This is a genomic window from Larkinella fluvii, from assembly GCF_051857545.1.
Classification (GTDB): Bacteria; Bacteroidota; Bacteroidia; order Cytophagales; family Spirosomataceae; genus Larkinella.
The window spans coordinates 361,997-385,586 of sequence record NZ_JBPZHB010000003.1; the positions used below are offsets into that span (position 1 = coordinate 361,997).

23 protein-coding genes are annotated in these 23,590 nt (G+C 52.0%); 10 read left to right on the forward strand and 13 right to left on the reverse strand.

Annotation, left to right across the window (positions count from 1 at the left end; translation table 11 throughout):
• Positions 1 to 13 precede the first annotated feature (13 nt).
• Together ACS5NO_RS08885 and ACS5NO_RS08890 are read left to right on the forward strand one after the other, a co-directional pair.
• Positions 14 to 796 (forward strand): LysM peptidoglycan-binding domain-containing protein, encoded by a 783-nt coding sequence (locus ACS5NO_RS08885; RefSeq protein WP_439414810.1) that lies wholly within the window; start codon positions 14 to 16, stop codon positions 794 to 796.
• A gap of 75 nt (positions 797 to 871) precedes the next feature.
• On the forward strand, positions 872 to 1,258 hold the full coding sequence (locus tag ACS5NO_RS08890; protein WP_439414811.1) for a Dabb family protein: 387 nt from the start codon (positions 872 to 874) through the stop codon (positions 1,256 to 1,258).
• A 67-nt stretch (positions 1,259 to 1,325) separates the two neighbouring features.
• Here ACS5NO_RS08890 and ACS5NO_RS08895 read toward each other — a convergent pair whose 3' ends face one another.
• Complete coding sequence (locus tag ACS5NO_RS08895) at positions 1,326 to 1,904, reverse strand: YcxB family protein (RefSeq protein WP_439414812.1); 579 nt, start codon at positions 1,902 to 1,904, stop codon at positions 1,326 to 1,328.
• Positions 1,905 to 2,101: 197 nt separating this feature from the next.
• On the opposite strand from ACS5NO_RS08895, the gene ACS5NO_RS08900 reads away from it, so the two are divergent.
• Positions 2,102 to 2,611 (forward strand): phosphoribosyltransferase family protein, encoded by a 510-nt coding sequence (locus tag ACS5NO_RS08900; RefSeq protein ID WP_439414813.1) that lies wholly within the window; start codon positions 2,102 to 2,104, stop codon positions 2,609 to 2,611.
• 15 nt (positions 2,612 to 2,626) lie between these two features.
• Here the strand turns inward: ACS5NO_RS08900 and ACS5NO_RS08905 are convergent, their stop codons facing one another.
• The 3 genes from ACS5NO_RS08905 to ACS5NO_RS08915 form a co-directional block, all read right to left on the reverse strand.
• Complete coding sequence (locus tag ACS5NO_RS08905) at positions 2,627 to 3,439, reverse strand: class I SAM-dependent methyltransferase (RefSeq protein WP_439414814.1); 813 nt, start codon at positions 3,437 to 3,439, stop codon at positions 2,627 to 2,629.
• A 155-nt stretch (positions 3,440 to 3,594) separates the two neighbouring features.
• Positions 3,595 to 5,346, reverse strand: coding sequence for a M14 family metallopeptidase (locus ACS5NO_RS08910; RefSeq protein WP_439414815.1), 1,752 nt, complete (start codon positions 5,344 to 5,346; stop codon positions 3,595 to 3,597).
• Positions 5,347 to 5,432: 86 nt separating this feature from the next.
• A complete protein-coding gene (locus ACS5NO_RS08915; RefSeq protein WP_439414816.1) occupies positions 5,433 to 7,109 on the reverse strand; it encodes a M14 family metallopeptidase in 1,677 nt (558 codons plus the stop codon).
• 106 nt (positions 7,110 to 7,215) lie between these two features.
• Between ACS5NO_RS08915 and ACS5NO_RS08920 the strand changes: the two genes are divergently transcribed.
• Complete coding sequence (locus ACS5NO_RS08920; protein WP_439414817.1) at positions 7,216 to 8,148, forward strand: sugar phosphate isomerase/epimerase family protein; 933 nt, start codon at positions 7,216 to 7,218, stop codon at positions 8,146 to 8,148.
• Between the two features lie 157 nt (positions 8,149 to 8,305).
• Here ACS5NO_RS08920 and ACS5NO_RS08925 read toward each other — a convergent pair whose 3' ends face one another.
• Positions 8,306 to 9,538 carry an ABC transporter permease gene (locus ACS5NO_RS08925; protein ID WP_439414818.1) on the reverse strand — a complete coding sequence of 411 codons (1,233 nt, stop codon included), beginning with the start codon at positions 9,536 to 9,538 and terminating at the stop codon, positions 8,306 to 8,308.
• Positions 9,539 to 9,544: 6 nt separating this feature from the next.
• A complete protein-coding gene (locus ACS5NO_RS08930; protein WP_439414819.1) occupies positions 9,545 to 10,171 on the reverse strand; it encodes an ABC transporter ATP-binding protein in 627 nt (208 codons plus the stop codon).
• Positions 10,172 to 10,245: 74 nt separating this feature from the next.
• Between ACS5NO_RS08930 and purN the strand changes: the two genes are divergently transcribed.
• Together purN and ACS5NO_RS08940 are read left to right on the forward strand one after the other, a co-directional pair.
• Complete coding sequence (gene purN, locus ACS5NO_RS08935) at positions 10,246 to 10,842, forward strand: phosphoribosylglycinamide formyltransferase (protein WP_439414820.1); 597 nt, start codon at positions 10,246 to 10,248, stop codon at positions 10,840 to 10,842.
• Positions 10,839 to 11,273 (forward strand): hypothetical protein, encoded by a 435-nt coding sequence (locus ACS5NO_RS08940; protein ID WP_439414821.1) that lies wholly within the window; start codon positions 10,839 to 10,841, stop codon positions 11,271 to 11,273. Before purN ends, ACS5NO_RS08940 begins: the two co-directional genes overlap by 4 nt.
• Positions 11,274 to 11,275: 2 nt before the next feature.
• Here the strand turns inward: ACS5NO_RS08940 and ACS5NO_RS08945 are convergent, their stop codons facing one another.
• From ACS5NO_RS08945 to ACS5NO_RS08965, 5 genes are all read right to left on the reverse strand, one after another.
• A complete protein-coding gene (locus ACS5NO_RS08945; RefSeq protein WP_114405469.1) occupies positions 11,276 to 11,512 on the reverse strand; it encodes a DUF4834 domain-containing protein in 237 nt (78 codons plus the stop codon).
• A gap of 66 nt (positions 11,513 to 11,578) precedes the next feature.
• Positions 11,579 to 12,013: a putative toxin-antitoxin system toxin component, PIN family gene (locus ACS5NO_RS08950; RefSeq protein WP_439414822.1), complete on the reverse strand. Its 435-nt coding sequence runs from the start codon at positions 12,011 to 12,013 to the stop codon at positions 11,579 to 11,581.
• Between the two features lie 85 nt (positions 12,014 to 12,098).
• On the reverse strand, positions 12,099 to 12,314 hold the full coding sequence (locus tag ACS5NO_RS08955; RefSeq protein WP_439414823.1) for a hypothetical protein: 216 nt from the start codon (positions 12,312 to 12,314) through the stop codon (positions 12,099 to 12,101).
• Between the two features lie 104 nt (positions 12,315 to 12,418).
• Positions 12,419 to 15,313, reverse strand: a complete 2,895-nt coding sequence (gene carB / locus ACS5NO_RS08960; protein WP_439414824.1) for a carbamoyl-phosphate synthase large subunit — start codon at positions 15,311 to 15,313, stop codon at positions 12,419 to 12,421.
• A gap of 308 nt (positions 15,314 to 15,621) precedes the next feature.
• Positions 15,622 to 16,455 (reverse strand): class I SAM-dependent methyltransferase, encoded by an 834-nt coding sequence (locus ACS5NO_RS08965; protein WP_439414825.1) that lies wholly within the window; start codon positions 16,453 to 16,455, stop codon positions 15,622 to 15,624.
• A gap of 140 nt (positions 16,456 to 16,595) precedes the next feature.
• On the opposite strand from ACS5NO_RS08965, the gene ACS5NO_RS08970 reads away from it, so the two are divergent.
• Complete coding sequence (locus ACS5NO_RS08970) at positions 16,596 to 18,074, forward strand: hypothetical protein (protein ID WP_439414826.1); 1,479 nt, start codon at positions 16,596 to 16,598, stop codon at positions 18,072 to 18,074.
• A 14-nt stretch (positions 18,075 to 18,088) separates the two neighbouring features.
• Positions 18,089 to 18,880, forward strand: a complete 792-nt coding sequence (blaOXA, locus tag ACS5NO_RS08975) for a class D beta-lactamase (RefSeq protein WP_439414827.1) — start codon at positions 18,089 to 18,091, stop codon at positions 18,878 to 18,880.
• A gap of 62 nt (positions 18,881 to 18,942) precedes the next feature.
• Here the strand turns inward: blaOXA and ggt are convergent, their stop codons facing one another.
• Entirely contained in the window at positions 18,943 to 20,688 is a 1,746-nt protein-coding gene (gene ggt / locus ACS5NO_RS08980) for a gamma-glutamyltransferase (RefSeq protein ID WP_439414828.1), read from the reverse strand.
• 173 nt (positions 20,689 to 20,861) lie between these two features.
• Between ggt and ACS5NO_RS08985 the strand changes: the two genes are divergently transcribed.
• Positions 20,862 to 21,167 (forward strand): GNAT family N-acetyltransferase, encoded by a 306-nt coding sequence (locus tag ACS5NO_RS08985; protein ID WP_439414829.1) that lies wholly within the window; start codon positions 20,862 to 20,864, stop codon positions 21,165 to 21,167.
• 114 nt (positions 21,168 to 21,281) lie between these two features.
• Here ACS5NO_RS08985 and ACS5NO_RS08990 read toward each other — a convergent pair whose 3' ends face one another.
• The gene (locus ACS5NO_RS08990) at positions 21,282 to 22,634 is read right to left on the reverse strand and encodes a DUF418 domain-containing protein (RefSeq protein WP_439414830.1); all 1,353 of its coding nucleotides are present in this window, start codon (positions 22,632 to 22,634) and stop codon (positions 21,282 to 21,284) included.
• A gap of 197 nt (positions 22,635 to 22,831) precedes the next feature.
• Here ACS5NO_RS08990 and ACS5NO_RS08995 point away from each other — a divergent pair, with 197 nt between their 5' ends.
• Positions 22,832 to 23,503 (forward strand): DUF4369 domain-containing protein, encoded by a 672-nt coding sequence (locus tag ACS5NO_RS08995; RefSeq protein ID WP_439414831.1) that lies wholly within the window; start codon positions 22,832 to 22,834, stop codon positions 23,501 to 23,503.
• Positions 23,504 to 23,590: the final 87 nt, after the last annotated feature.

Sequence of the window (23,590 nt, forward strand, 5' to 3'; positions counted from 1 at the left end):
TTAAACCCCAATTATGGAAACCGAAAATGCGAAGCGTAACCCCCGGCAGACGGAGGGTTCAAGTTTGCCCACCATTACGCTGGCCGTCCTGATTCTGACGATTCTGGCCCTGTTGTACGTGGGCTACGAGTATGTGGCCGATGACACGAAAGGGTCGGAAGAGCTAACCAGCGTTGCGTTGGATACGACGGTGCAAAAACCGGTGGAACTACCGCTGGAACCGGAACTGGTGGCACCCATCGAAATCGATACGTCCAGCCGGAATGCGCCCATCGACTTGTCGCAGACGGCCCCAACGCCCATCGATGAGGAAAAGGAGGTTCCTAAAAAACCGGCTTTGGATTCCGAAGAACGCCCGGCAGTGGGCAAACCGGCGGAAAAACCGGTAGCCGAAGTCAAAGAAGAAAAACCGGTAGAGGAAAAGCCGAAAGAAGAAAAGCCCAAAGAAGAGAAAAAAGAAACGCCCAAAGTGAACGTTCCGGCGGGTGGGGTGTCGATTACGCATACTGTAAAGCCGGGTGAAACGATCTACAGTGTGGCCACCAAGTATAATCTGAGTATCAGTACGTTAAAGGCACTTAATCCGGATTTGAAAGACAACGCGGTGAAGGCCGACGTGACAAAACTGAAGGTGAAAGCGCGGGCGTATCATACCGTTGGCGCCGGCGATATTCTCCGCGTCGTGGCTGAAAAATACGGGGTTACGGTCGATGCGCTGATGAAAGCCAATGGGAAAACCAAGAATTATGCCGCCCGGGGTGAGAAACTGGTCATTCCGTATGCCGAGAAGCAGTAGGCAGTAGTTTCTGGAGTAGATTGACTTATTTGAAACATTCTGCAGTCGCAGCGTTAAAACTTACGAACCAATTTCATGAAAACCGTTTTTGCCACCCTTCTTTTTTTTGGTCTCGCCCTGACCGGCGCTTCCGCTCAAAACAAAATGACTCAATCCGATCTCACCCACGTCGTCCTGTTCAAATTCAAACCTGAAGCCACGCCCGCGAAGGTGAAAGAAATTGTAGCCGCTTTTGAAGCGTTACCCTCAAAAATTAAAGAGATCAAAGGCTTTAAGTGGGGAACGAACAACAGCCCGGAGAAACTCGACAAGGGCCTGACGCACGCCTTTGTACTGACGTTTGCGAGCGAAAAAGACCGGGATACTTATCTGCCGCACCCGGCTCACAAAGAATTTGGTAAACTCGTTGGCGGCTGGCTGGCCGACGTAACGGTGGTCGATTTCACCAACCAGGCGAAATAATCAAAAAAAAGGCAACGGGAAGAAACGGCTAAAACCGGTACTTCCCGTTGGCTTTTTTTCTGGTTTGCTACGCTTTTATCTTTTCGGGTTCCGCCAAAAAGCCCTTCCGTTTCAGGAGCGTATCCATAAACTTCAGTTCGTTTTCGGTGGTGAAGATCGAATACGGCAGGTAGAGGAACTGAGCATTTTTCATGCCTTTGGCCACGATTTTGGCCAGCCAGTTTACTTTCATGCCGTTCATCGCCTGGTCGTTGGAAACCACCATGACATAAGCGGTTTTGTCTTTGGTCACGCTCCGGATCTGATCCCATTTCAGGATACCGCCTTCGCGGGCGTTCAGTTTCAGCATAATCTGGCGGCTGTCAATCTCATAGACATACTTCTGAAACAGCGATTTGGTCTGTTCCATTTGCGTGATGCCCGTAAATTGGACGGCCCAGAACAGCACATACAGGATGGTGAGGAGCACAATGACGAGGTAAATCCACCAGTTTGGGTAGACGCCCGTCACGTTCAGGATGGCATTGGCAAAAATGAGACCCAGTGGGACGAAACCCCAGTACCAGTTGCTTTTTACCCAGCTACGCATCGCCAGACTGATGTAGGTTTTCTGGTCGAGGGCGTATTTTTTGGTTTTGATAATCATTGAAATAAATAAACATTTAGACAATAGAGATTAGACAAGAGAGGTGAGAAAGGTCTTTTATCTCTTGTCTCAACGGTCCGCCGTCGCGGCTCTTTTCTCTAACAAAGGTACAAAACTACGAAAAGGCTTCGTTTATTTTGAGCATTCGGCGTTTTCGGGTAATTTTCATTTTTTACCATCGACTTCCCTGATCGGTTATGACTTCCGAGACCACCCAGATTCTGACACGCGTACAAGTAGAGCAAAAAATACGCCGGATTGCCTTTGAGATTTACGAGAACAACTTTGAAGAATCCGAAGTGATTCTGGCCGGCGTATCGGGCGAAGGGCACGTGCTGGCGGAACGACTGGCGGAGGTCTTGCGGCAGATTTCTCCCCTGGAAGTCATGGTGATGAAAATTACGCTTGACAAAACCACGCTTGAACAACCGCCGGTTCATCTGGATGGCGAGAAGTCGGTTTTTACCGGCAAATCAGTCATTGTGATCGACGATGTCCTGAACTCGGGCCGAACCCTGGCGTTTGCCCTGCAACCGTTTCTGAATGTGCCCGTGACCAAGCTGAAGGTGGCCGTGGTGGTCGATCGTGACCACAAACGCTACCCCGTTGCTGCCGATTACATTGGCTACAAACTCTCCACCACCCTGACCGAACACGTGCTGGTGGTGCTGAGTGACGAAGACCGGATTGGCGTCTACATGCAGTAGAAATTGTACTACCGTTTACCGAATAACCGTAACGCGCAGGAACGTGGCATCTACCGAGGTGAGATTCGGATCGGTGCTTTTGTTCTGACTGGTAAACAGGTCTTCTAATTCGCGCAGTAGCTCCAACGCTTTCCCATTTTTTTCGGCGGCTTCAAACGCATTCATGGTCGGGCCGTAATAGTTTTTGAACGCCTTAACGAATTCGGAAGGGGAATACGGGGCATTGAAGGTAAAAGTATCTTTCAGAAAGGTTATGTTGTCTTTGGACACACCGGCTTTCTCAAAGCGCTCGGTAACGTGGCTTTCTACTCCCCACAACATGGGGCTGATGAACCCTTCCGGCGGTGGGGGCGTATAGGCCGAGCTGATTTTTAGTATTTGGGCAACCAGCGTAGGATCGCCCGGTATCCAGTTTCCCATGACGATCCGGCCCCCGGGACGGGTCACTCGAACCATTTCTTTGGCGACATCAAAGGGCTTCGGCGCAAACATGGCACCAAAGATGCTGACGACGAGATCAAAATGCTCATCTTCCAGTTCCTGCAAATCCGTCGCATCCCCTTCCTGAAAGGTGCAGTTGGTCAGCCCTTCCGCTTTGGCCCGACGGTTGCCGGCTTCAACCAGATTCCGGGCGATGTCAACGCCTAAAACCGTAGCCCCCCGTTTGGCTTCCGGGATGGCCGTGGTACCGTCGCCACAACCCAGGTCGAGAATGTGCAGGTCTCTGGTGATGTTCAGGTCGGCAACCAGTTGCTCACCGCTTTCCCGCATGGTGGCGGCAATTTGGGTGAAGTCCCCTTTTTCCCATAACGCTTTGTTTGGATTCATGTTTCTACCGTTAAAAGTGACGTGTCGTTGACCAGTTTTTCCACCCGATCTCCGATAAGCAGCAGGTTGAAAACTAACTGGTTAGATCGCCTGAAAGGTAGGAAAACTTGGTGAGTAGAATGGGATAGTATTGAGTTAACGGAACGCCAACACCATTACAGCGTCTTCTCCACTACACCTCCTTTCCGGCTGTCGACCGAAACCGTGTATTTGCCCCCACTGCCTTTCACGATCCAGCGAACTTTCACGTACCCCATGCCCGGAATGTTCGGCACCTCGATCGTTGTGGGATTGGTTTTCTGCTCTTTTGTGATATTCAGATCGGCATTTTCGACAATCATGGCCGCCAGTGGCGTGGCTCCTTTCAGTGTGATGTAATCGGGCCGTTCAATTTTAAACCGGATGTCGTGCGAGGAGTGCGTAGGAATCACGCGCTGGTTCACGACGGTGGCCGTCACTTCCGTCAGACCGTTGCCGAGCGGTTTCGTCGTGATGGCCTGAACGTCCAGCTTCGGCGTCTGGTGGGCGTGGAAAAGCGTGAACGACATGTTCCGGTGGGCGTCTTCTTCCAGCATAAAACCGGGGTGATTCCGGATATAATTCTTCTTGGGGCCGCCAATTTCGATGTCGCCATACTGCGGGTGTTTGAACGGTTTCCAGGCCACATACGCGTCATCGAACAGTAGATATTTCCCAAACTGATTGAACTCATCGTTCTGGAACCGGTTGCTTTCCCCCGGTTTTTGCCGGAACAGCAGATACGACGACATCAGCTCGTTGGAGAAGGTAAAAACGCCCCGGCCCAACGCCAGCCAGTCGATTTCGCCACCGTAAACCGTATACAAATCCTTGTAAATCACGTAGTAATTGTAGCCGGGAATGATTTTCTCGCCCGTACGCCCGATGACGTCATACACCGCAATGTCGCTCGGATTGTAATATTGCTGATCTTCTTCGGCACCCGGCCCGCGCAGCATCATCCCGCCGTAGTTGTGATAGCTCTGTGCCCCGGCGATGTTCGGATGGCCGATGATGTATTTCTTGATGGCCTGCGTCTCGGGTAACGTACCGGGATAAAACAGCGCCCCACCCTGAATGTAATCGGGTTGCCAGCCCCAGCCCCAGTCGCGGTTGGGATCATAGCGTCCGGCCACGTCTTCGTTTACCTGTCCGTCGCCGTCGTTGTCGATGCCTTCGTAGCCCAACAGTTCGTATTCACCCGGTTCGTCAGCTTTGGCCGGAATCATGCGCGTCGGATCGTTCGGGTCCTGTTTCATACGGCCCAGCGGGGTTTTCCGGCGCATTAGCACGATGTTGCCGTCGCCGTCGAGGTCATCGTATTTGTCTTCATCAATTTCGCCGTCCCCATCGTCGTCGAACGGCATCAGGCCCGAGCGGGGCGAATTGGGGTTGTTGGGATTTTTAATGAAATCTTCCCGCGCGTCGAGGTTGATGCTGGGCGCGATGTAAAATACTTTGTCTTTCAATAACTGGGTCGTAAACTCGATGGTGCCAAAATTTTCCGCCAGATACCAGGCCGTATACATCGCGATTTCCGAACCCTGCAACTCGTTGGAGTGGATGTTGCCGTCGATGTAAAAACCGGGTTTGCGATCGGCATTACCGGTTTTGAAATCACTCACCACCAGCACCCACAAATCGCGGCCCTGAAACGTTTTGCCCATCGATTCGAGCTTCACCAGATTCGGGTGAGCCTTCACCATATCCTGGCAAAACTTCGTAATCCCGGCGTAGTCGTTGTAATGATTCCAGCGCATCGGCACTTTCGGATTGGCCGGTGAACCCACGGCCCGCAACCCGGTCAGATCGTCGTTCTGAGCTGGTTTTTGCTGCGCGGAAAGAGCGAGAGGAATTCCTGTTAGTAAAAGAAAGAATATCTTTTTCATAAAAGTTTTCTCTGATTCCCTCTGATGTTCTCTGGTCAACTCTGTGAAACAACTATTAATCAGAGTTGATCAGAGAACATCAGGGTTTATTTGAGGGTGATGTCGATTGATTTAAGGCCGGTCATGGCGTTCCCGGCTTCGAGGGTGGCGCGGCCCGTGCCGGAGACGAGGAACGTGACTTCCATCGACTCGCCAGCCGCCATCGGACTGCGCAGAATCCGCTTCCGGCCCGATACCACGGTTTGGCCGTTGCCGGTTCGCAGCTCAACTTTCATTTTCGGGACAAACCGCACCCGGTCGCCGATTTCGGAACCCGTCGGCAGCAAGCCCCGGTTGATGACCTGCGCCGTGACCCGCGTCAGTCCGCCCGAAAGCGATTCCGTCCGCAGGTTCACGACCTCGATCACCGGCATTTGACGGACAAAAGCCGTCATAAATTTTAGGTGTTTGTCGGCAATCTCGTTCAGAAACGAAACCGGCGGATTCAGTTTGGCAAATGGAGCGATACCGCCCACTTCCGCTTTACGGCCCGGAAAATCGGGGTGTTCGATGGGTTGCCAGTTGACGAACACCTCGCGCACATTGTTGGCATCGGCCCATTTCAGAAACTTCACGTCGTCATTGTCCGACGGTTTCGCAGCGGCTTTTCCTTTCGTGGTGTCTGCCGAAGCGGTGGCTTTGGGCGTCCACCAGCCCGGTGTCGAGAAACTGAACCGACCGTAGTGGTAATAGGCGGTTTGGGCAAAATTACCTTTGGTGGGTGGCATCGGTGGCGCATCTTTCAGCGCCGTCTGGCTGTTGTAGAGTTTTGAAACCTGATCGCCCACGGGGGCGTCTTTTTCCAGAATACCGGTAACAATCCGCCGGGCGGTTTTGGTCCGGTCGAATTTCGGCGCTTCCGAGAGGTTGTTGTACGGCCCGAAGGTGAAAACCGCGTAGACGTTGGGGGCTTTGTACAGGAAGTCGAGCAAGGCCCGGTTTTCGGGTTCCGACACCGGCATTTCGCCCGAACCCGGCGTGAAGAACGGATAATCGAAAGTGAAATTCTTGTCCAGTGCCACCCCACCCGCGCCGTCTTCGTTGAAAGCACCGTCTTTATCGTTGTCTGTTCCTTCCGAAATCACCAAATAACGCCCGGTTTCAGACTTTGCCGGATCGGCTTTAACCAGCACGCGCGGGTCGTCTTTGCTGGCGATGAAGGTGCCGGTCGGATCTTCTACGCGGATTTGCGTGATCAAACCGTCTTTGTTCAGGTCTTCAAAAGGGTCTTCGTTTAACCGGCCATCGCGGTCGTCGTCGGTATCGGCACCGTTGCCCGTCCGTTCGTAGCGTGGTTTGGCCACAAATTGTTCCTGCGCATCGGGGTTGACGCTGGGGAAAATATAAAACGTCTTGGTGTCGAGCAACCGGGCCACGCTATCCTGACCGGAAGCCGCCAGCAGTTTTTCGGCGAGTTGAACGGCCAGTTCCGTTCCGGCCAGATGAGCACCGTGCACACCGGCCACAATCGCAATGGCTGGTTTTTGGGCTGCCGTTCCGCGACCCACCGTCAGCAGCCACACGTCTTTTCCTTCGCGTGATTTGCCGATGGACTGAAGGTTGGTCAATGCGCCGTAGCGGCTGGTCAGGGTTTTTAATCGGGTTGAAAGTAGAGCAGAAGAGGAGTATTGTCCGGCGGGTGGCGTTTGCGCAACGGCCTGGAAGAAGACCGCAAAGCAACTCAGAACGCCAGCCAGCCCGGCTGGTAAGAAACGGTGTTTCATGAAAAACGGGTAAGCAACGTTTGAAAGATGGAGCGAAGCGTTAAATTTAGATAATTTGCGGTAAAGTTTTTACCCTGGCGCTGGCCGGGTTTTAGATCCTAAACTCATGAATACCGATCGTCGTACTTTTTTACAGTCTATCGCCGGTTTGGCCGCGCTGCTTCCAGTGACCAAAACCGCTTTGGCCGAAGCAAAAACCGTTGCCGCAGGGCGACCGCAAATTGCCTGCAACCAATATACCTGGCACACCTTTTATCAACGGCAGGGTCGCAACTGGTCGGCGGATTTGGATGCGTCGCTGGCCGATTTTGCGAAGTCGGGTATTGTCGGGTATGAGCCATCGATCACGTCGGCGGATGAAATCCGGAAACTGGCACCGCTGCTGAAAAAACACAAGCTGGAGATGCATTCGCTGTATGTCAACAGCACCTTGCACAAGGCCGATGAAGCCGACAAAACGCTGGCGACGGTGACGGCCATTGCGGATGCGGCCCGTCCGCTGGGGGCGCGGCTGGTGGTGACCAATCCCAGCCCGATCAAGTGGGGGAGTGGGGAGGACAAAACCGATGTGGACTTAGCCACCCAAGCCGCCAACCTGGACCGGCTCGGAGCCGAACTCCGGAAGCGGGGCATGACGCTGTCGTACCATACGCACGACGTCGAAATGCGCAACGCTGCCCGCGAATTTCACCACATGATGCTGGGAACCGATCCCAAAAATGTGTCGCTTTGTCTGGATGTACACTGGATTTACCGGGGTTCGGGCAATTCGCAGATCGCTTTATTCGACATCGTGAAACTCTACGGAAAACGCATCACGGAACTGCACCTCCGCCAGTCGAAAAACGGCGTTTGGGCGGAAACCTTCGGCGAAGGTGATATTGATTATCCGCGATTGGCCAAAGAACTAAAAACCCTCGGAATTCGCCCGCATCTGGTGCTGGAGCAATGCATCGAAAAGCAATCGCCCAACACCATGGACGCCCTGACGGCCCACCGGCAAGATTTAAAAGAGGTGAAGGCGATTTTTGGAAATTAAAAGTTAAGAATTAAAAGTTAAGAGTTAAAAAACCAATATAAGATGCTGAAATACAGTATATTGTGGCTTGGCCTGAGTTTCAACTCATAACTCATAACTCATAACTCATAACTCATAACTCATAACTCATAACTCATAACTCATAACTCATAACTCATCATTCCTCCGCCAGCGTTTGCGAAATATTCATGCGGTAGACACCCAGCGCCGGGAGTGCCGCAGCGACGATGCCGATCAGGACGGCGACGCCCAGCACCAGCCATTCTTCAGGCAGGATGCTCATATTATTTAGGCTGTAATGAAAATTGCGTTCGGCGCGCATCGAGAACAGCAGCAAACCGATTCGGCTGAGAACCAGTCCTAATAGGAAACCGATCAGAGAAAGCGTCAGCCCTTCCAGGAGCAACATGCCGAAGAGTTGTGTTCGTCCGGCACCCATCGACAGCATCAGGGCCATTTCGTACTTGCGTTCTTTCAGCGAATTGTAGAGCGAGACAAATACGCTGATCCCGGCGATGAGCATGATGGCTACCGCCAGTCCGCGCAACGTATCGACGCCAATGCCGAGCAAATCAAACAGGCGGTTGATTTCGATGGCGGGCAGAGCCGCCAGCAGTTTAGAGTTGTCGTTGATGCCACGGGCCACCATCATGCCCATTGGATTCCGGAACTTCACCAACATGCTGGTAATTTCGCGGGGCGCTTCGGCTTCGTGGTCATGGTCTTCGTCGGCGTGTGCTTCACCCTCGTGTTCCTCCCCTTCGTGTTCTTCGTGGTGTTCGTGAATCGCCCAGACGCTCGATAAAGGCGTCAGAATCAACTGGTCGATGACGCTGCTGCTCGGATTGAAAATGCCGACCACCTTGTATTTTGTCTCGCCATGTTCTTCGCCATTGCCATCTAAACCGTGCGAACCGGCGAAGGTATCACCCAGTTTCAGACCAGTCGTTTCGGCCACGCGGGCACCAATGGTCACTTCCAGGTCTTTACTGAATAAAGCACCCTGGCCGACAGTGGCTTCAAAGTGATCGACGTATTTTTTGTTCGTACCGACGATCCGGAAGGTTTTGTAACTATCGCCCATCGACAGCGGAATGGCGGTTTTGATCATCGGGTTGCGGGTCAGCCGTTCGGCATCTTCCAGCGGAATGTTGCCCGTCGGCGAATCGATCTGGTAAATGCTCGACAGAATCAGTTGCAGCGGGCTGCCTTTCGCGCCCAACACCATATCGATGCCTTTGACGTTGCGGGAAAACTGCTCGTCCAACTGCTTGTTCAACAGCAGCAACAGCGAAATGATCGTGATGCCCAGCGTCATTAACAAGCCACTCAGGAAACTGCTGAGCGGTTTATCTTTCAGATTGGCCCAGCTTATTTTAAAAAGATTCATACGTTTCTAGAGAATCACCTGATTCGAAAATTCGTCTTTCAACCGCTGGTCGTGCGTCACCACGATCAGACTGGCCCCGATTTGCTCGGATTGTTCGCGCAGCAACGCCACCACCCGGGCGCAGTTGACATCGTCGAGACTGGAGGTGGGTTCGTCGGCCAAAATGACACCCGGTTTGTTCATGACGGCCCGCGCAATGCTTACCCGCTGCTGTTCGCCCTGACTCATCTGGTGGGTTTTCTTGTGCAGGTGATCGGCAAAGCCCAGATGCGCGGCCAGTTCACGAGCGCGGTTTTTATCCTGCGGATTTTTGGCCAGGTAGTTGGCCAGCAGGAGGTTGTCCATGACTGAAAGCGCACTGACAAAATGCGGTTTCTGGTAAATGATACCCACATGAGCGGCCCGGAAGGTAGCGGTTTTGGCTGGTGGCAATTGGGTCAGATCGGTCTGATCGATGGTCACCGAGCCATTCTCCGGCCGAAGGAGTAACGCCAGCAGATGCAGCAGCGTGGTTTTGCCCGTACCGGATTTTCCCAGAATCAAAACCGCTTCGCGGTCGTTGCAGCGGATGTCCGGGAAGGCGAATCGTTTGGTCGGTGCGTACGAAAAGGTAAGTTGATGCGATTGAAGCATACGGCTAATATCATCAATTTTTTTCGAAAGATACGTAGGTTTGTAGCGTTATTGCGTTCCATTTTGATCAATCCATGAAGCGAATTGCCATTTTTGCCTCCGGCTCCGGGACCAATGCGGAGAAAATTGCCGGGTATTTGACGGATCATCCCGACATTGAGGTCACGTTGATCCTGTCCAACAACCCGAAAGCCGGGATCATCGAGCGCGCGCGCCGGGGGTTCGGTCCCGACCAGAAACTCCATGTTCCGGTTTTGGTGTTCGACCGGAAGACGTTTTACGAAACCAATCGTATCGTGGAACTCCTTCAGAAACAGGAGGTTGATCTGATTGTGCTGGCGGGTTTCATGTGGCTTATACCGGAAACCCTGGTTCAGGCGTTTCCTCAACGGATGATCAACATTCACCCGGCCCTGTTGCCAAAATTCGGCGGCAAAGGCATGTACGGCCATTTCGTACACGAAGCGGTGGTCGAAGCGGGAGAACTCAAATCGGGCATCACGATTCATTACGTCAATGAGCATTATGACGAAGGAAACATCATTTTTCAGGCTTCCTGTGCGCTCGAACCGTTTGATACGCCGGAGGATGTGGCCCGCAAAGTGCAGGTTTTAGAACACCGGTATTATCCGGAAGTGGTGGAAAAGGTGTTAATGAATAGCGAATTATGAATACTGAATATCGAATACTGAAGTTTAGACCGGGCGGTTTTTTTGGGTGGATTTTCCTGATGGTCAGTCTGGCGGGGTGCTTTCGGCCGGCGATTCCGATTTCGATGTCGCCCAATTATCCGGTGGATGTGTTCTACGAAAACCAGCAGCCTGACCGGCCGTTTACAGAAATGGAATGGCTGGAATACAAGGAAGAAGTGCCGCTGACCCAACAACAGCAAGAGCCGATTAAGGGGCGCATGGTGAAACGGGGCAATAACATCGAGCAGAAAGAACTGCTGCTGGCGCGCTTAACGATGCAGGCGAAAAAACTGGGAGCCGACGCGTTGATTGCCGTTCGGTACCAATACTACAGTTCGGCAACCGTCAATGGATATTCCATGCGGGGAATGGCCGTGAAGTACCAGAAGGAACGGGAAGTGGGGCAGTAAAGCTACTTTACCTCGTCGTAATCCACGTATTCACCACCTTTCAGCTTGGAGTCCGTGGCACCGGGCGTAGTCGTATAAACGCGGGTTTCGCCTTCGCGACCGCCCTGATTGAAACGCTCATTGGCTTTACGCTGTTCTTTGGCAAGTTGGCGGCCGACCAGCAGCCAAAAGAAAAACCGTCGTACCGGCGGTACAAAGGCGATAAGGAGCAGAAGAACGAATAAGAATTTAAAAATCATGCTGAACGACCGGGTGTTCGGGTTATGAGATAAAGATATAACGCAAAAGCGGATTAAACAGTTGCTCTACTGTTGAATATATCGATTATAAAACTCGCGTGGCGACAAAATCTCGGTCTTCTCAAAGGTAATCAGGTCCAGCAGATCACGATCGCCGGTGATAATAAAATCCGCACTAACAAATTTAGCTATTTGCAGGATGTGGTTATCGTCGGCATCACGGCAAACTGTAGGTAACTCGGAGTCAGGAAAAACCACTTGATGTCGTATCCGTATTATTTCATTAATGGCAGAACGGCGTTCGATAGAACAGCGGAATTTGGGAAGGCCTAATTTCTCATCTAACTCGTTGAGAATCCATTCGGAAGTGAATAGTTGAAAATTTACCGCGCAAAAATCGTGGACTTTGGCAGAGAAACCGGGAAAGGCAAAGGTAGAGATAAAGACGTTTGTATCGAATACAATAACTGTAGAAGTGGATAGGGCTGGACTCGTTTCCATAATAAGAATGAATTAAGAAATGGAAACCGACAGTCCGGTAGTCGATTGATGCAAAAACAGGCAAAATTGTTTCGCAAATGGCAAATCAAGATATTTCTCTGAAGATATCTTCTTCCGATTGAAATCCTGCTTCTTCGGCAAAACCTTTCATTTCCTGGCGAATCCTATTGATTCTTTCCAGGTATAGGTAATCCGCAATAATCTTCTGAACCAATTTTTCTGACGATAAATTGAGTTGCTTAGACTTTGCCTGCAAGTCATTGAATGCATTTTCTTCAAGAGATAAAGTCAGGACTGTCATAATTCTCTTTTTAATAAATATCCGACTTCATAACGTAAAAAACAAAAAAACAGTTGAGTCAACCCATTATGGGCTGACTCAACTGTTTTGCAATTAGTATTCGACTACCGGCTCAAATACAAATTCCGCTCGGAGTAGACTTTCTGGAAAAACTCGTCTTCCAGGTCGTCGATGAAGTAAATGCCTTCACCGGTCGATTTCATTTCCGGGCCGAGTTCCTTGTTCACATTCGGGAATTTGTTGAACGAGAAGACCGGTATTTTGATCGCATAGCCTTTTTTCACCGGTTTGAAGTCAAAATCCTTCACTTTTTTCTCGCCCAGCATCACCTTCGTCGCGTAATTGACATACGGTTCCTGGTAGGCTTTGCAGATGAAAGGCACCGTCCGTGACGCCCGGGGATTGGCTTCGATGATGTACACCATTTCGTCTTTCACCGCAAACTGAATGTTGATCAGCCCGACGGTTTTCAACGCTTTGGCAATTGTCCGGGTGTGCGCTTCAATTTGCTGGATGACGGCGTCGCTCAGGTCGAAAGTCGGCAGCACGGCGTAGGAGTCGCCCGAGTGAATACCGGCCGGTTCGATGTGTTCCATCACCCCGATGATGTAGACGTCTTCACCATCGCAGATGGCGTCGGCTTCGGCTTCAATGGCGTTTTCGAGGAAATGATCGAGCAGGATGTTATTGTCAGGAATGTCGTGCAGAATTTTGACGACATGCTGTTCGAGTTCCTTTTCGTTGAGCACAATCTTCATGCTCTGACCCCCGAGAACGTAGCTAGGCCGCACCAGAAGCGGGAAACCCAGTTCGCGTGACAGCTCGACGGCTTCGTCGGAACCGCGCACCGTTCCGAATTTCGGATACGGAATGTTGTAATCCCGCAGCAGTGCCGAGAAGCGTCCGCGATCTTCCGCCAAATCCAGTGATTCGTAATCCGTACCAATGATTTTAATGCCGTAACGCGTCAGTTTTTCGGCCATTTTCAAGGCCGTTTGTCCGCCCAACTGCACAATGACCCCCACCGGATTTTCGTGCATGATGATGGCATGAACGTGCTCCCAGAAAACCGGCTCAAAGTACAGCTTGTCGGCAATGTCGGGGTCGGTCGAGACGGTTTCGGGATTGCAGTTGATCATGATCGTCTCATAACCACACTCCTTGGCGGCCAGAACGCCGTGTACGCACGAGTAATCGAACTCGATGCCTTGCCCGATGCGGTTCGGGCCTGAACCCAGAATGACGACTTTCTTGCGATCGCTTGTGATCGACTCATTTCCGGCTAGCAAACCAACGGGTAGAGCGCCTGTTTCGGGAAACTCACCACCGGCACTGGGCAGTTGCGGGCTGTTGAACGTCGAATAATAATAGGGCGTCCGGGCTTCAAATTCAGCCGCGCAGGTGTCTACGCATTTGAAAACGCGCCGGATGTTGTGCTCCTGACGGAAATCGTAAATCTTGCTTTCCTTCACACCCAGCAAATGCGCCAACTGGCGGTCGGCATAGCCTTTCTGCTTGGCTTTCAGAATCAAAGCGGCCGGTACATCGTCCAGATCATACTTTCCGATTTCTCTTTCCAGTTCCACCAGTTCCTCAATCTGGTACAAAAACCACTTGTCGATTTTGGTCAGGTTCTGGATGGTTTTGAACGACATGCCAATTTTGAAGGCGTCGTAAATGTGGAACAGGCGGTTCCAGCTTGGGTGCGCCAGACTATGGGTGAGGGCGGCCTGGTCGGTCAGTTCACGGCCGTCGGCACCCAGGCCGTTGCGCCGGATTTCGAGCGACTGGCAGGCTTTCTGCAAGGCTTCCTGGAAATTGCGGCCAATGCCCATGGCTTCGCCTACGGATTTCATTTGCAGACCCAGCGAGCGGTCGGCACCCGGAAATTTGTCGAAATTCCAGCGCGGGACTTTCACAATCACGTAGTCGATGGCGGGTTCGAAGAATGCCGAGGTCGAGCCGGTGATCGGGTTGATCAGTTCATCCAGGTTGTAGCCAATCGCCATTTTGGCCGCGATTTTCGCAATCGGATACCCGGTTGCTTTCGACGCCAGGGCCGAAGACCGGCTCACGCGCGGGTTGATTTCAATGGCGATGATGGAATCGTCGGCCGGATTGACCGAGAATTGAACGTTACAGCCACCGGCGAATTTACCGATGCCGTCCATCATTTTAATGGCCAGATCGCGCATCTGCTGGTAGAGTGTATCGGGCAGGGTCATTGCCGGAGCCACCGTGATGCTGTCGCCGGTGTGAATCCCCATTGGGTCGAAGTTCTCGATGGAGCAGATGATGATGAAATTCCCGGCCCCGTCGCGGAGGAGTTCCAGCTCATATTCTTTCCAGCCCATCACGCTTTGTTCAACCAGTACTTCATGCACCGGCGACGCGTGTAGTCCGTTGTTGAGCGCCTGATCGAAGTCTTCCGGCAGGTCGACAAAACCGCCCCCGGTTCCGCCGAGGGTATAGGAAGGCCGGATAACGAGCGGAAAACCGATTTCCTGGGCAATTTCTTTTCCTTCGAGAAACGAACGGGCCGTGCGTCCTTTGCAAACGCCAACCCCCAGCTCGATCATTTTCAGCCGGAATTTCTCGCGGTCTTCGGTGGTCTCGATGGCTTTGATATCCACACCGATGATGCGGACGCCGTACTTTTTCCAGACACCGGCTTTATCGCATTCAATGGCCAGGTTCAGGGCCGTTTGGCCACCCATGGTCGGTAAAACCGCATCGATGGGATGACCTTCTTCCTGATGCTTTTTGAGAATTTCGACGATGGATTTTTTCTCAAGCGGTTTCAGATAGACGTAGTCGGCATTGATCGGATCGGTCATGATCGTGGCCGGATTCGAGTTAATCAGCGATACCTCGATGCCTTCTTCGCGCAGCGAACGGGCGGCCTGTGAACCGGCATAGTCGAATTCGCAGGCCTGACCGATGACAATAGGGCCGGAGCCGATAATGAGAATCGAACGGATGGAGGAGTCTTTGGGCATTACAGTGAGACGAATGAATAATGAATCTGGCGACCGTTGCCACGGCAAACCGATGAAAAATGTGTGTCAATCCTTAACACACAATCACTATTCCTGACCCCCTGAAACGTACTGGCCCGAAGCGAAAACAGGTTGGCACAGCGACCGGAACGCAGACACAGGGCGAACCGTTTAGTTGCTTCCGAAGCCAATCTGTTTCGGTATGGTCAAAAATCCCACAAAATTAGTGGATGGAGACGAATTAGGAAGAAAAACTTTTAAATGTTTTTGTCGTTGCAACCGGAAACCGCAGTGCAACGACAAAAACGCTATTTTTTAGTCACAAAGATCAAATCCTGGTAATCAACGGTATTGAGTCGACCACACCAGTTGCCAAACTTAATATCGCGAATGGTCAACCCCGCTTTTTCAAACGCTTTCCGGGCGTAGGTCTCATCGAACGCAATCATACTTTCGGGCAGATCCTGCAAATACACCATCGTGTTGTCCGTAAAAGGCGTCAGGTGTCGATCGTACTTATTTTTTCCTTCGGCATTCAACCGGCGGGATTCCTCGTTCAGTAAAAACATGGTGATGTAGCCCCGCGCGCCCTTCTTCAACGTCCGCGAGATTTCGGCCAGATACCGCTCAAAATCCGGTTCGAGCATGTGGGTGAACACCGAGTTCAGAATGACATAATCGAAGGTTGCAGAATCAAACGGAAACCGCAGCTCGTGGCCCTGCATGGTTCCGTTCGGGTTATACATCTTGTTGTAGACGTTCAGGTGGTGAAAGTTGAAGTTCGGGAAGCGTTTGTGTACTTCCTTGTTACACCAGTCTACGCCGTCTTTGACAATCTCGATGCCGTCATATCCACCGGGCGTTTTCAAGTATTCGGTCAGGGGAATGGCCAGCCGGCCAATACCGCTGCCGACGTCCAGAACGCGGTCGGTGGATTTGAGGGAACCAATTTCTTTCATCCGGTCAATCGTGAGTTTTCCTACTTTCCTGAAGTCGCCGTCACCGATAAAAATCATCCTGGACGGAGGAGTGAGTGCATCCCGTTCACCGGTGATAATTTCCAGTTGATCGATGACGGAAACCGGAATGACATTCTTTAGTGCGGTTTTTATCGAGTTGGGAATCAAGCTTTTCAGGCCCATTATTGAATTGCTTTTGGTTTAAATAGCGGCCAAGTTAAACATTAAAGCCATTATTTTGTAAACTTATCCCCAAGTTTACGTTCTGAAAGAAATAGATATTTATTGATCGGAAAATTAACGGGTTAGTCTCCTTTACAACTATGATGGTACGTCGACGTGCATGGGTCCTGATAGCGGTGGTTGGTCTGACGTTTGCAGGCTGTTACAAATACGAAGAGCGGGTCTGGCGGACGCCTTCCAACCAGGGTGGTACGCCCGGAACGCCGGGTACGCCGGGAACGCCGGGGGGAAATACGGGTGGGAGCGGCCCCGGAACTTCGCCCATTACCGGTTTGCCCAATCCACCGGCCCGGCCTTCTTACATCGATAACGGGTCGCTTCGCCTGAGCGTCGATCTGAACATGGGGGGGGCCATCACCTACCTGGCCACGTCGGCCAACGGGCAGAACCTGGTGAACAACTGGGATTCGGGTCGTCAGATTCAGGCGTCGTTTTATGCCGGGCCAACACCCTTTGCGCCGGGCGGCAAACAACCCCATCCGCAATGGCAGGAGTTGGGCTGGAACCCGATTATGTCGGGCGACGTTTTTGGCAACCGTTCGAAAGTGCTTGAGTCGCGGAATGATGGGCGGGAAATTTACGTCAAAACCGTGCCGATGATCTGGCCCAACGATAACGTGGTTGGCGAATGCACCATTGAAACCTGGATCACGCTCGATAAAAATACCGTTAAAGTGCGTCACCGGCTGAACAACAACCGAAGTGATACGAAACAATATTCGGCGAAACCGCAGGAGTTGCCGGCCGTCTTTCTGAATGCGCCGTTCCGGAATGTCGTTGCCTACACGGGTGGGCGCCCTTTTACCAATGATGTGCTCACCAAAACGAGTAGCCAGACCGTCAACGAAATTTTTGGCGGACAGCCGCTGATTTCCCCGGAAAACTGGATGGCGATGGTCAACGATGCCAATTGGGGGGTAGCAGTCTATAAACCGAACCACCACTATTTTATCGGCGGTATTTTCGGAACCTCACCCATTGGGGGCGAATACGACTTCACGACGGCTTACATTACGCCTTCGGCGTACGAAATCCTCGACTACAACATTCAGTATCAGTACGATTATACGCTGGTCGTCGGCACGCTCGACGACATCCGGAAGTATGTCTACGCGCAACCCCGCCCCAAACTGGCGCCGGATTATCGCTTTGTGGCCGACCGGCAATCGTGGTGGTATTATCAGGGAACCGATCGGGGCTGGCCCATTAAAAACGAACTGGATCTGCCGCTCGATAACGGGAGTTTCCTGATGATCGGCCCCAACGAAATGTATCAGGCCGCCGATGTGCCGAAGATGTACATCAAAGGGGCTTTCAAAACGGATGCAACGCAGGCCCGGCTTCGGTGGATGGTGCCGAAAGACCCCGAATTTGTGGCCGGGAACTTTGTCGATTTTCCAATTATTGGCGACGGTCAGTACCGGACGTATGAAATCGATATGACCAAAGTGCCCACCTGGAAAGGGTCCATTATTCAACTCGGTTTTGAGCCGGCCCTGGGTGAAAAAGGTGGAGCGGGTAAGTTTGCCAAAATTCAGTCCATCTCGTCCAAACCGTAACGGTTGCCCTTTCTATGAAGATACTGGTTGCCCTCGCTTCTCTTTTTCTGCTGAGCTACCGCCCCGCTTCCGTGACGGAACGCCCGGATTTCGAACGGTTTTTTACCGAACAGAAACTGAAAGGGTCTTTTCTGCTCTACGACCCGCAGCGTGACCATTACACGGCGTATCAGTTTGAACGCACCCGGCAGGGCTTTCTGCCCGCGTCCACGTTCAAGATTTTTAACACGCTGATCGGTCTGGAAACCGGTGTTCTGAAAGACGAGCGTTCCGTCATGAAATGGGACAGCGTCAAACGGGACATCGAAACCTGGAACCGTGATAATACACTCGAAACCGCCTTTAAAGTCTCCTGTGTGCCGTGTTACCAGGAAGTGGCCCGGAAAGTGGGCCTGAAACGGATGCGCGAGTGGGTTGCTAAAGTTGGTTACGGAAAACTGGACATCAACGCCGACAACCTGGATTCGTTCTGGCTGGAAGGCAAATCCACGATTACACAGGAGCAACAAATCGATCTGTTGCGCCGGATTCACGAGGGCAAGGTGCCGTTTGCACCCAAAAATCTGGCGGTTCTGAAAAAAATCATGCTGATCGACGAAAAACCGGGCATGAAACTTTACGGCAAAACGGGCTGGGCCGGAGGCAGTGCCAACCCCAACATCGGCTGGTTTGTAGGCTACGTCGAGAAAGGCGACAAGGTCTATTATTTTGCCACGAATATAGAAAGTCCAAAACCGGTTCCCGCTACGTTTGTCCCCGCCCGTCGCCAGATTACGGAAGCCATTTTGAAGGAGCTGGGAATTTGAGTTAAGAGTTAAGAGTTAAGAGTTATGGATGCGTCAGCCAACTCTTAACTCTTAACTCTTAATTAATACCCCACCGCTTGCCCATCCTTCCGCATTTCCGAGGCACCGTGATACACTTTTTGCGTGGTATCGGACAGGATGGCCTGATAGCCACCGAAGAAGTCCTTGGGAATCAGGTGGTGGCCCCGGCGCTCCAGCTCTTCGCGGACTTCGTTTGAAATACCGCTTTCCAGCGCCAGATGACCACCGTCCAGCATGAGGGTGCCAATGGGTTCGCTGCTGCCGGAGTGGCTGAACCGGGCCGCGTCGCCCGCTTCCTGCACGTTCATACCGAAATCCAGGAGATTACACAGAATCTGAACGTGGCCCTGCGGTTGCATGGCTCCGCCCATGACGCCAAAGCTCAGAAACGGTTTTCCGTTTTTCAGGACAAAAGCCGGGATGATGGTGTTGAAGGGACGTTTGCCCGGTTTGTATTCGTTGGCATGGCCGGTTTGCAGGCTGAAACTCGTTCCCCGGTTGTGAAAAACAAATCCCAGTCCGTCAGGCACCATTCCACTGCCAAATTCGAGCATGTTGCTTTGGATCAACGACACGATATTGCCTTCGTCGTCGGCCACGGTGAGGTAGGTCGTGTCGCCTTCCCTCAGCGGCAGCGCACCGGAATCGACGCGTTTGGCGGCTTGTTTCGGATCGATTAATTTCCGACGCCGGGCAGCATAGTCCTTCGATAACAACCAGGATAGCGGTATTTTGGCGAAGTCCGGATCTGCATAAAACCGGGCGCGGTCTTCGAAAGCCAGCTTTTTGGCTTCCGTCAATACGTGCAGATACTCCGCACTGTTATGTCCCATTTTCTTTAAATCATACGCTTCCAGCATGTTCAGCATCTGGAGCACGGCAACTCCCTGGCCGTTGGGGGGTAATTCAAAAACATCGAAACCCCGGTAGTTGACCGAAACCGGATCGACCCAGGTACTTTTGTGGCTAGCCAGATCTTCCTTGCGCAGGTATAGCCCGGTTTTTCGGGCATACCGATCGATGACTGATGCAATCGCCCCTTTGTAAAAAGCATCCCGACCGCCGTTGGCGATCTTTTCGTAGGTAGCCGCCAAATCCGCGTTTTTGAAGATTTGTCCTTCTTGGGGAGGTAACTGATTGATCAGAAAGGTTCGTCGGAAGTTATCGAACTCCTGAATCGTTGACCGGCTCGCTTCCAGCCGCCGAACGGCCTCCTGCCATGAATACGCAATGACCGATGGAACGGGAGCGCCTTCGCGGGCGTAGCGGATTCCGGGCGCCAGCAGGGTTTTCATGCCGAGTTTGCCAAACCGCCGGTGCAATTCGAACCAGCCGTCTACGGTTCCCGGCACCGAAACCGACAGGGGGCCATAGAGCGGAATCGTCTTGCTATCACCCAAAACCGCCTTTAGTTTTTCGGATGTCAGCCCCCGGGGAGAGCGACCGCTGGCGTTCAGGCCATACAGTTTCCGGTCTTTGGCCGACCAGACGATGGCGAATAAATCGCCACCGATGCCGCAGTTGTTGGGTTCCAGCACACCCAGGGCTGCGTTGGCTGCAATGGCCGCATCGACGGCGGTGCCGCCCTGTTTCAGAATGTCGAGGCCGATTTGCGACGCCAGGGGATGAGCCGTCGCTACCATGCCGTGGCTGGCCACAACCGGACTTCGGGTGGCGAAGTTCAAGCCGCTGATGCGATCTCCTCGGCCCGTTTGCGCCAGTCCCGGCGTGGAAAAGAGCAGAAACAGGGCATAGCCGGTAAAGAAAAGCGTCGTCAAACGTTCCATTTTTGATTTCATACCGTGATTGCGTAGGCTCGGCGGGTAAGTTATCAAATAATGAGAAACGGGGTGGAATTTCGCCCTAAAAAGCGGTCGCAATTCGATTTATTCCTATATTTCCGCAAACCGGCCGCCATTTTTTCAACGACCGGTGCAGCATTCGTTTACCGTACTATACGATGGCAGAAATCAAACTAGACCTGGACCAGAAAAGTCCCGGCGCTTTTTACCTCTACGAAGAGGGGACTAAAATTGGCGAAATGGTAGTTAATATCACCGGCGATAAACTGACGGTTTATCATACTGAAGTGGTGCCGGAAGCCGAAGGAAAGGGATACGCCAAACAGATGCTGGATGCGATGGTGGCGTATGCGCGGGAAAACCGCCTGAAAGTCATCCCGCTTTGTCCATACGTACACGCCCAGTTCAAGCGGCATCCGAAGGATTATGCGGATGTTTGGACGAAGGAAGAAGACGGATTGTGAAAAAAGGAATTTTAAATTTCAAATGAGAAATGATGAATGTTAAATGTAAAAGTGGTCGGATTTGAAACACTTTTACATTTAACATTCATCATTTCTCATTTGAAATTCCCTTCTTTACCCCTGCATGGGTTGCCGTTTCCAGTAGGTCAGCGATCGCCAGAGCCATTCGAAGGGGCCGAAGCGGAAGAACCGGAGCCAGAGGGCCGAGAAGATGAATTGAAACAACCACACGGCGGCTACGACGAAGTAAAGTTCATAATACGACAGCTTGCCGAAGTAGCCAAAACCGTATCCGTAGAAAAACAAGGTGCAGATGATGCTCTGCATCAGGTAGTTGGTGAACGCCATTTGTCCGACGTTGGCCAGGCCTTTCATCAGCCAGGGAACGATGCCCGTGCGGTAGATCAACAACAGCAAACTCGCATGACCGAGGGCAGAGGCTGCCCGGCGAATCTGGTAGAAAGCCTGGAACGGAAACGAATCAGCATCGATCACTTTGCCGGGGTTCGTGAACCAGGCGACGCCATCCCAAAAGGCCAACCAGCCCAGCGATAGGCCGATGCCATAACCGGCCAGCAAGGTCAGGACGTAGGTTCGGGTGGGCAATTGATTGGAAAAGAAGCCCCATTTAAACAGGGCCATTCCGAGAAACATCAGTGCCCAGGCGTCCCAGATGAAATTCTGGTAGAATTTAACCGACTCAAATTTGGTATTCAGCGGCAGATACGATTTGAAAATCGTGCCGTAATCGCCCTGCATGGTTTTGTTAATTTCGTCTTCTTTCTTCTGGTCGTATTTCGCGTTTTTTTCCACGGTGAGCCAGCCTTCTTTGGCTTTTTTAAGCTCGTCGGTCAGCGGTTTTTTCTGTTTCTCCAGTTGAATGGCTTTGAGGTAGCCTTCCCGATTCTCCTGGGTTTCCATCGCCTTGAAAAATCCTTTTACGCCCAAAACCGCCACGCAGAAAAACGCGATCAGGAGATACGTCCGGGGTTTCATGTTGCGAAACGGAAACAGAAACAAACCGCAAACGCCGTAGGTGTACAGGATGTCGCCGGGCCAGAGCAGCACAAACGCGTTGAACATGCCGAACACAATGAGCCAGAACAACCGCCGGTAGTAATAGTCCGGCATGCCGTAGCCATCGGTTTGGGTGTCTTTTTTGGCCATAAACAGCAACATCCCCGCGCCGAACAACATCGAAAACAAGGCCCGCATGGTTCCTTCAAAAATCACCGAAACCGTCAGGAAGGTCTTAAAATCCGGTGAATCGACCGGGGCCGTGAAAAACCGGGGGGTAGCCGTGTGCGACAGGCCAAAGTACGGGATGTTCATCATCAGAATGCCGAGCAGCGCAAAACCACGAATGACGTCGATGGTTTGAATGCGGTCGGCTTTGGCAACGGGCTGAACGGCGACGTAGCCGGGAGATTCGGAAGTCAACGAGACGGTGGGGGAAAGGGCATCCATGGAGCAGAAAGGTAGAGGTTGACGATACCGTTTTGATTTGAAAAGGCCAGAGGATAAGTTTACTGCCGGTTACGGACACCAAACGCAGACAGAAAGGGTATTTTTGTTGTTTATTCTCTGTAATATACCCGGTTACATGCTGGGTATCAAAACGTTTTATTTAACGGCAAATCTTAAAAGAGCCTCACCATCGTGTCATGAAAAAAAGTATTTATTGTCTCGTCCTTCTCCTCAGTCTTGGATTTTTTACGTCGGTTCAGGCCCAGAAAAACGTCAGGCTGCAGGGCAATGTCAACGGACTGGGTACGGTTATGGTTTACCTCAAAAAAACCGATAATGCCAACAGCAAGCCGTTGATCGTGGATTCGACCCGGGCGGTCGATGGCAAGTTTACGTTCAGCCGCACCATTCCTGAAATTGATTTCTACAACGTTGTGGCGGCCGGTTTGCCGGGGCAGGTGCAATTTATCTGGGACGGCGACCTGACCCTCGAAGGCACCCGCGACGCGTTTCGCGAAGCAGAGGTAAAAGGCTCACCACTGACCGACCGCTGGCTGAAATTTCAGAATGAAGTAGACCGCCCCTACCGCGAAGTGCTGATGGATTTGTACAACGACCGCCAGCGTTCGACCGGTGATACGGCCATTGCAAACCGGGTGGCGCGGGAAGAAAAGCGGCTGAAGGCCGAACAAAACCAGAAAGTGGCCGAGCAGATCAAGGCCAACCCTGATTCGCAACTGAGCCTGTATTTGCTGAACTGGTACTGGAACCAGTTTCCCAAAGCCGAAGCCCGCGCGATGTACGATAAGCTCAGCAGTTCGTTCAAGAGCCACACGCTGGCCAAACGGTTGCAGAATCAGTTGAAGTAGGAGCGGTTTTTCATTTCCGTTTGATAAATCGTTGTCAGCCCGTTTGGATTGATTGGACTACTTTCGCGGTTTCATTTCAACCCATCC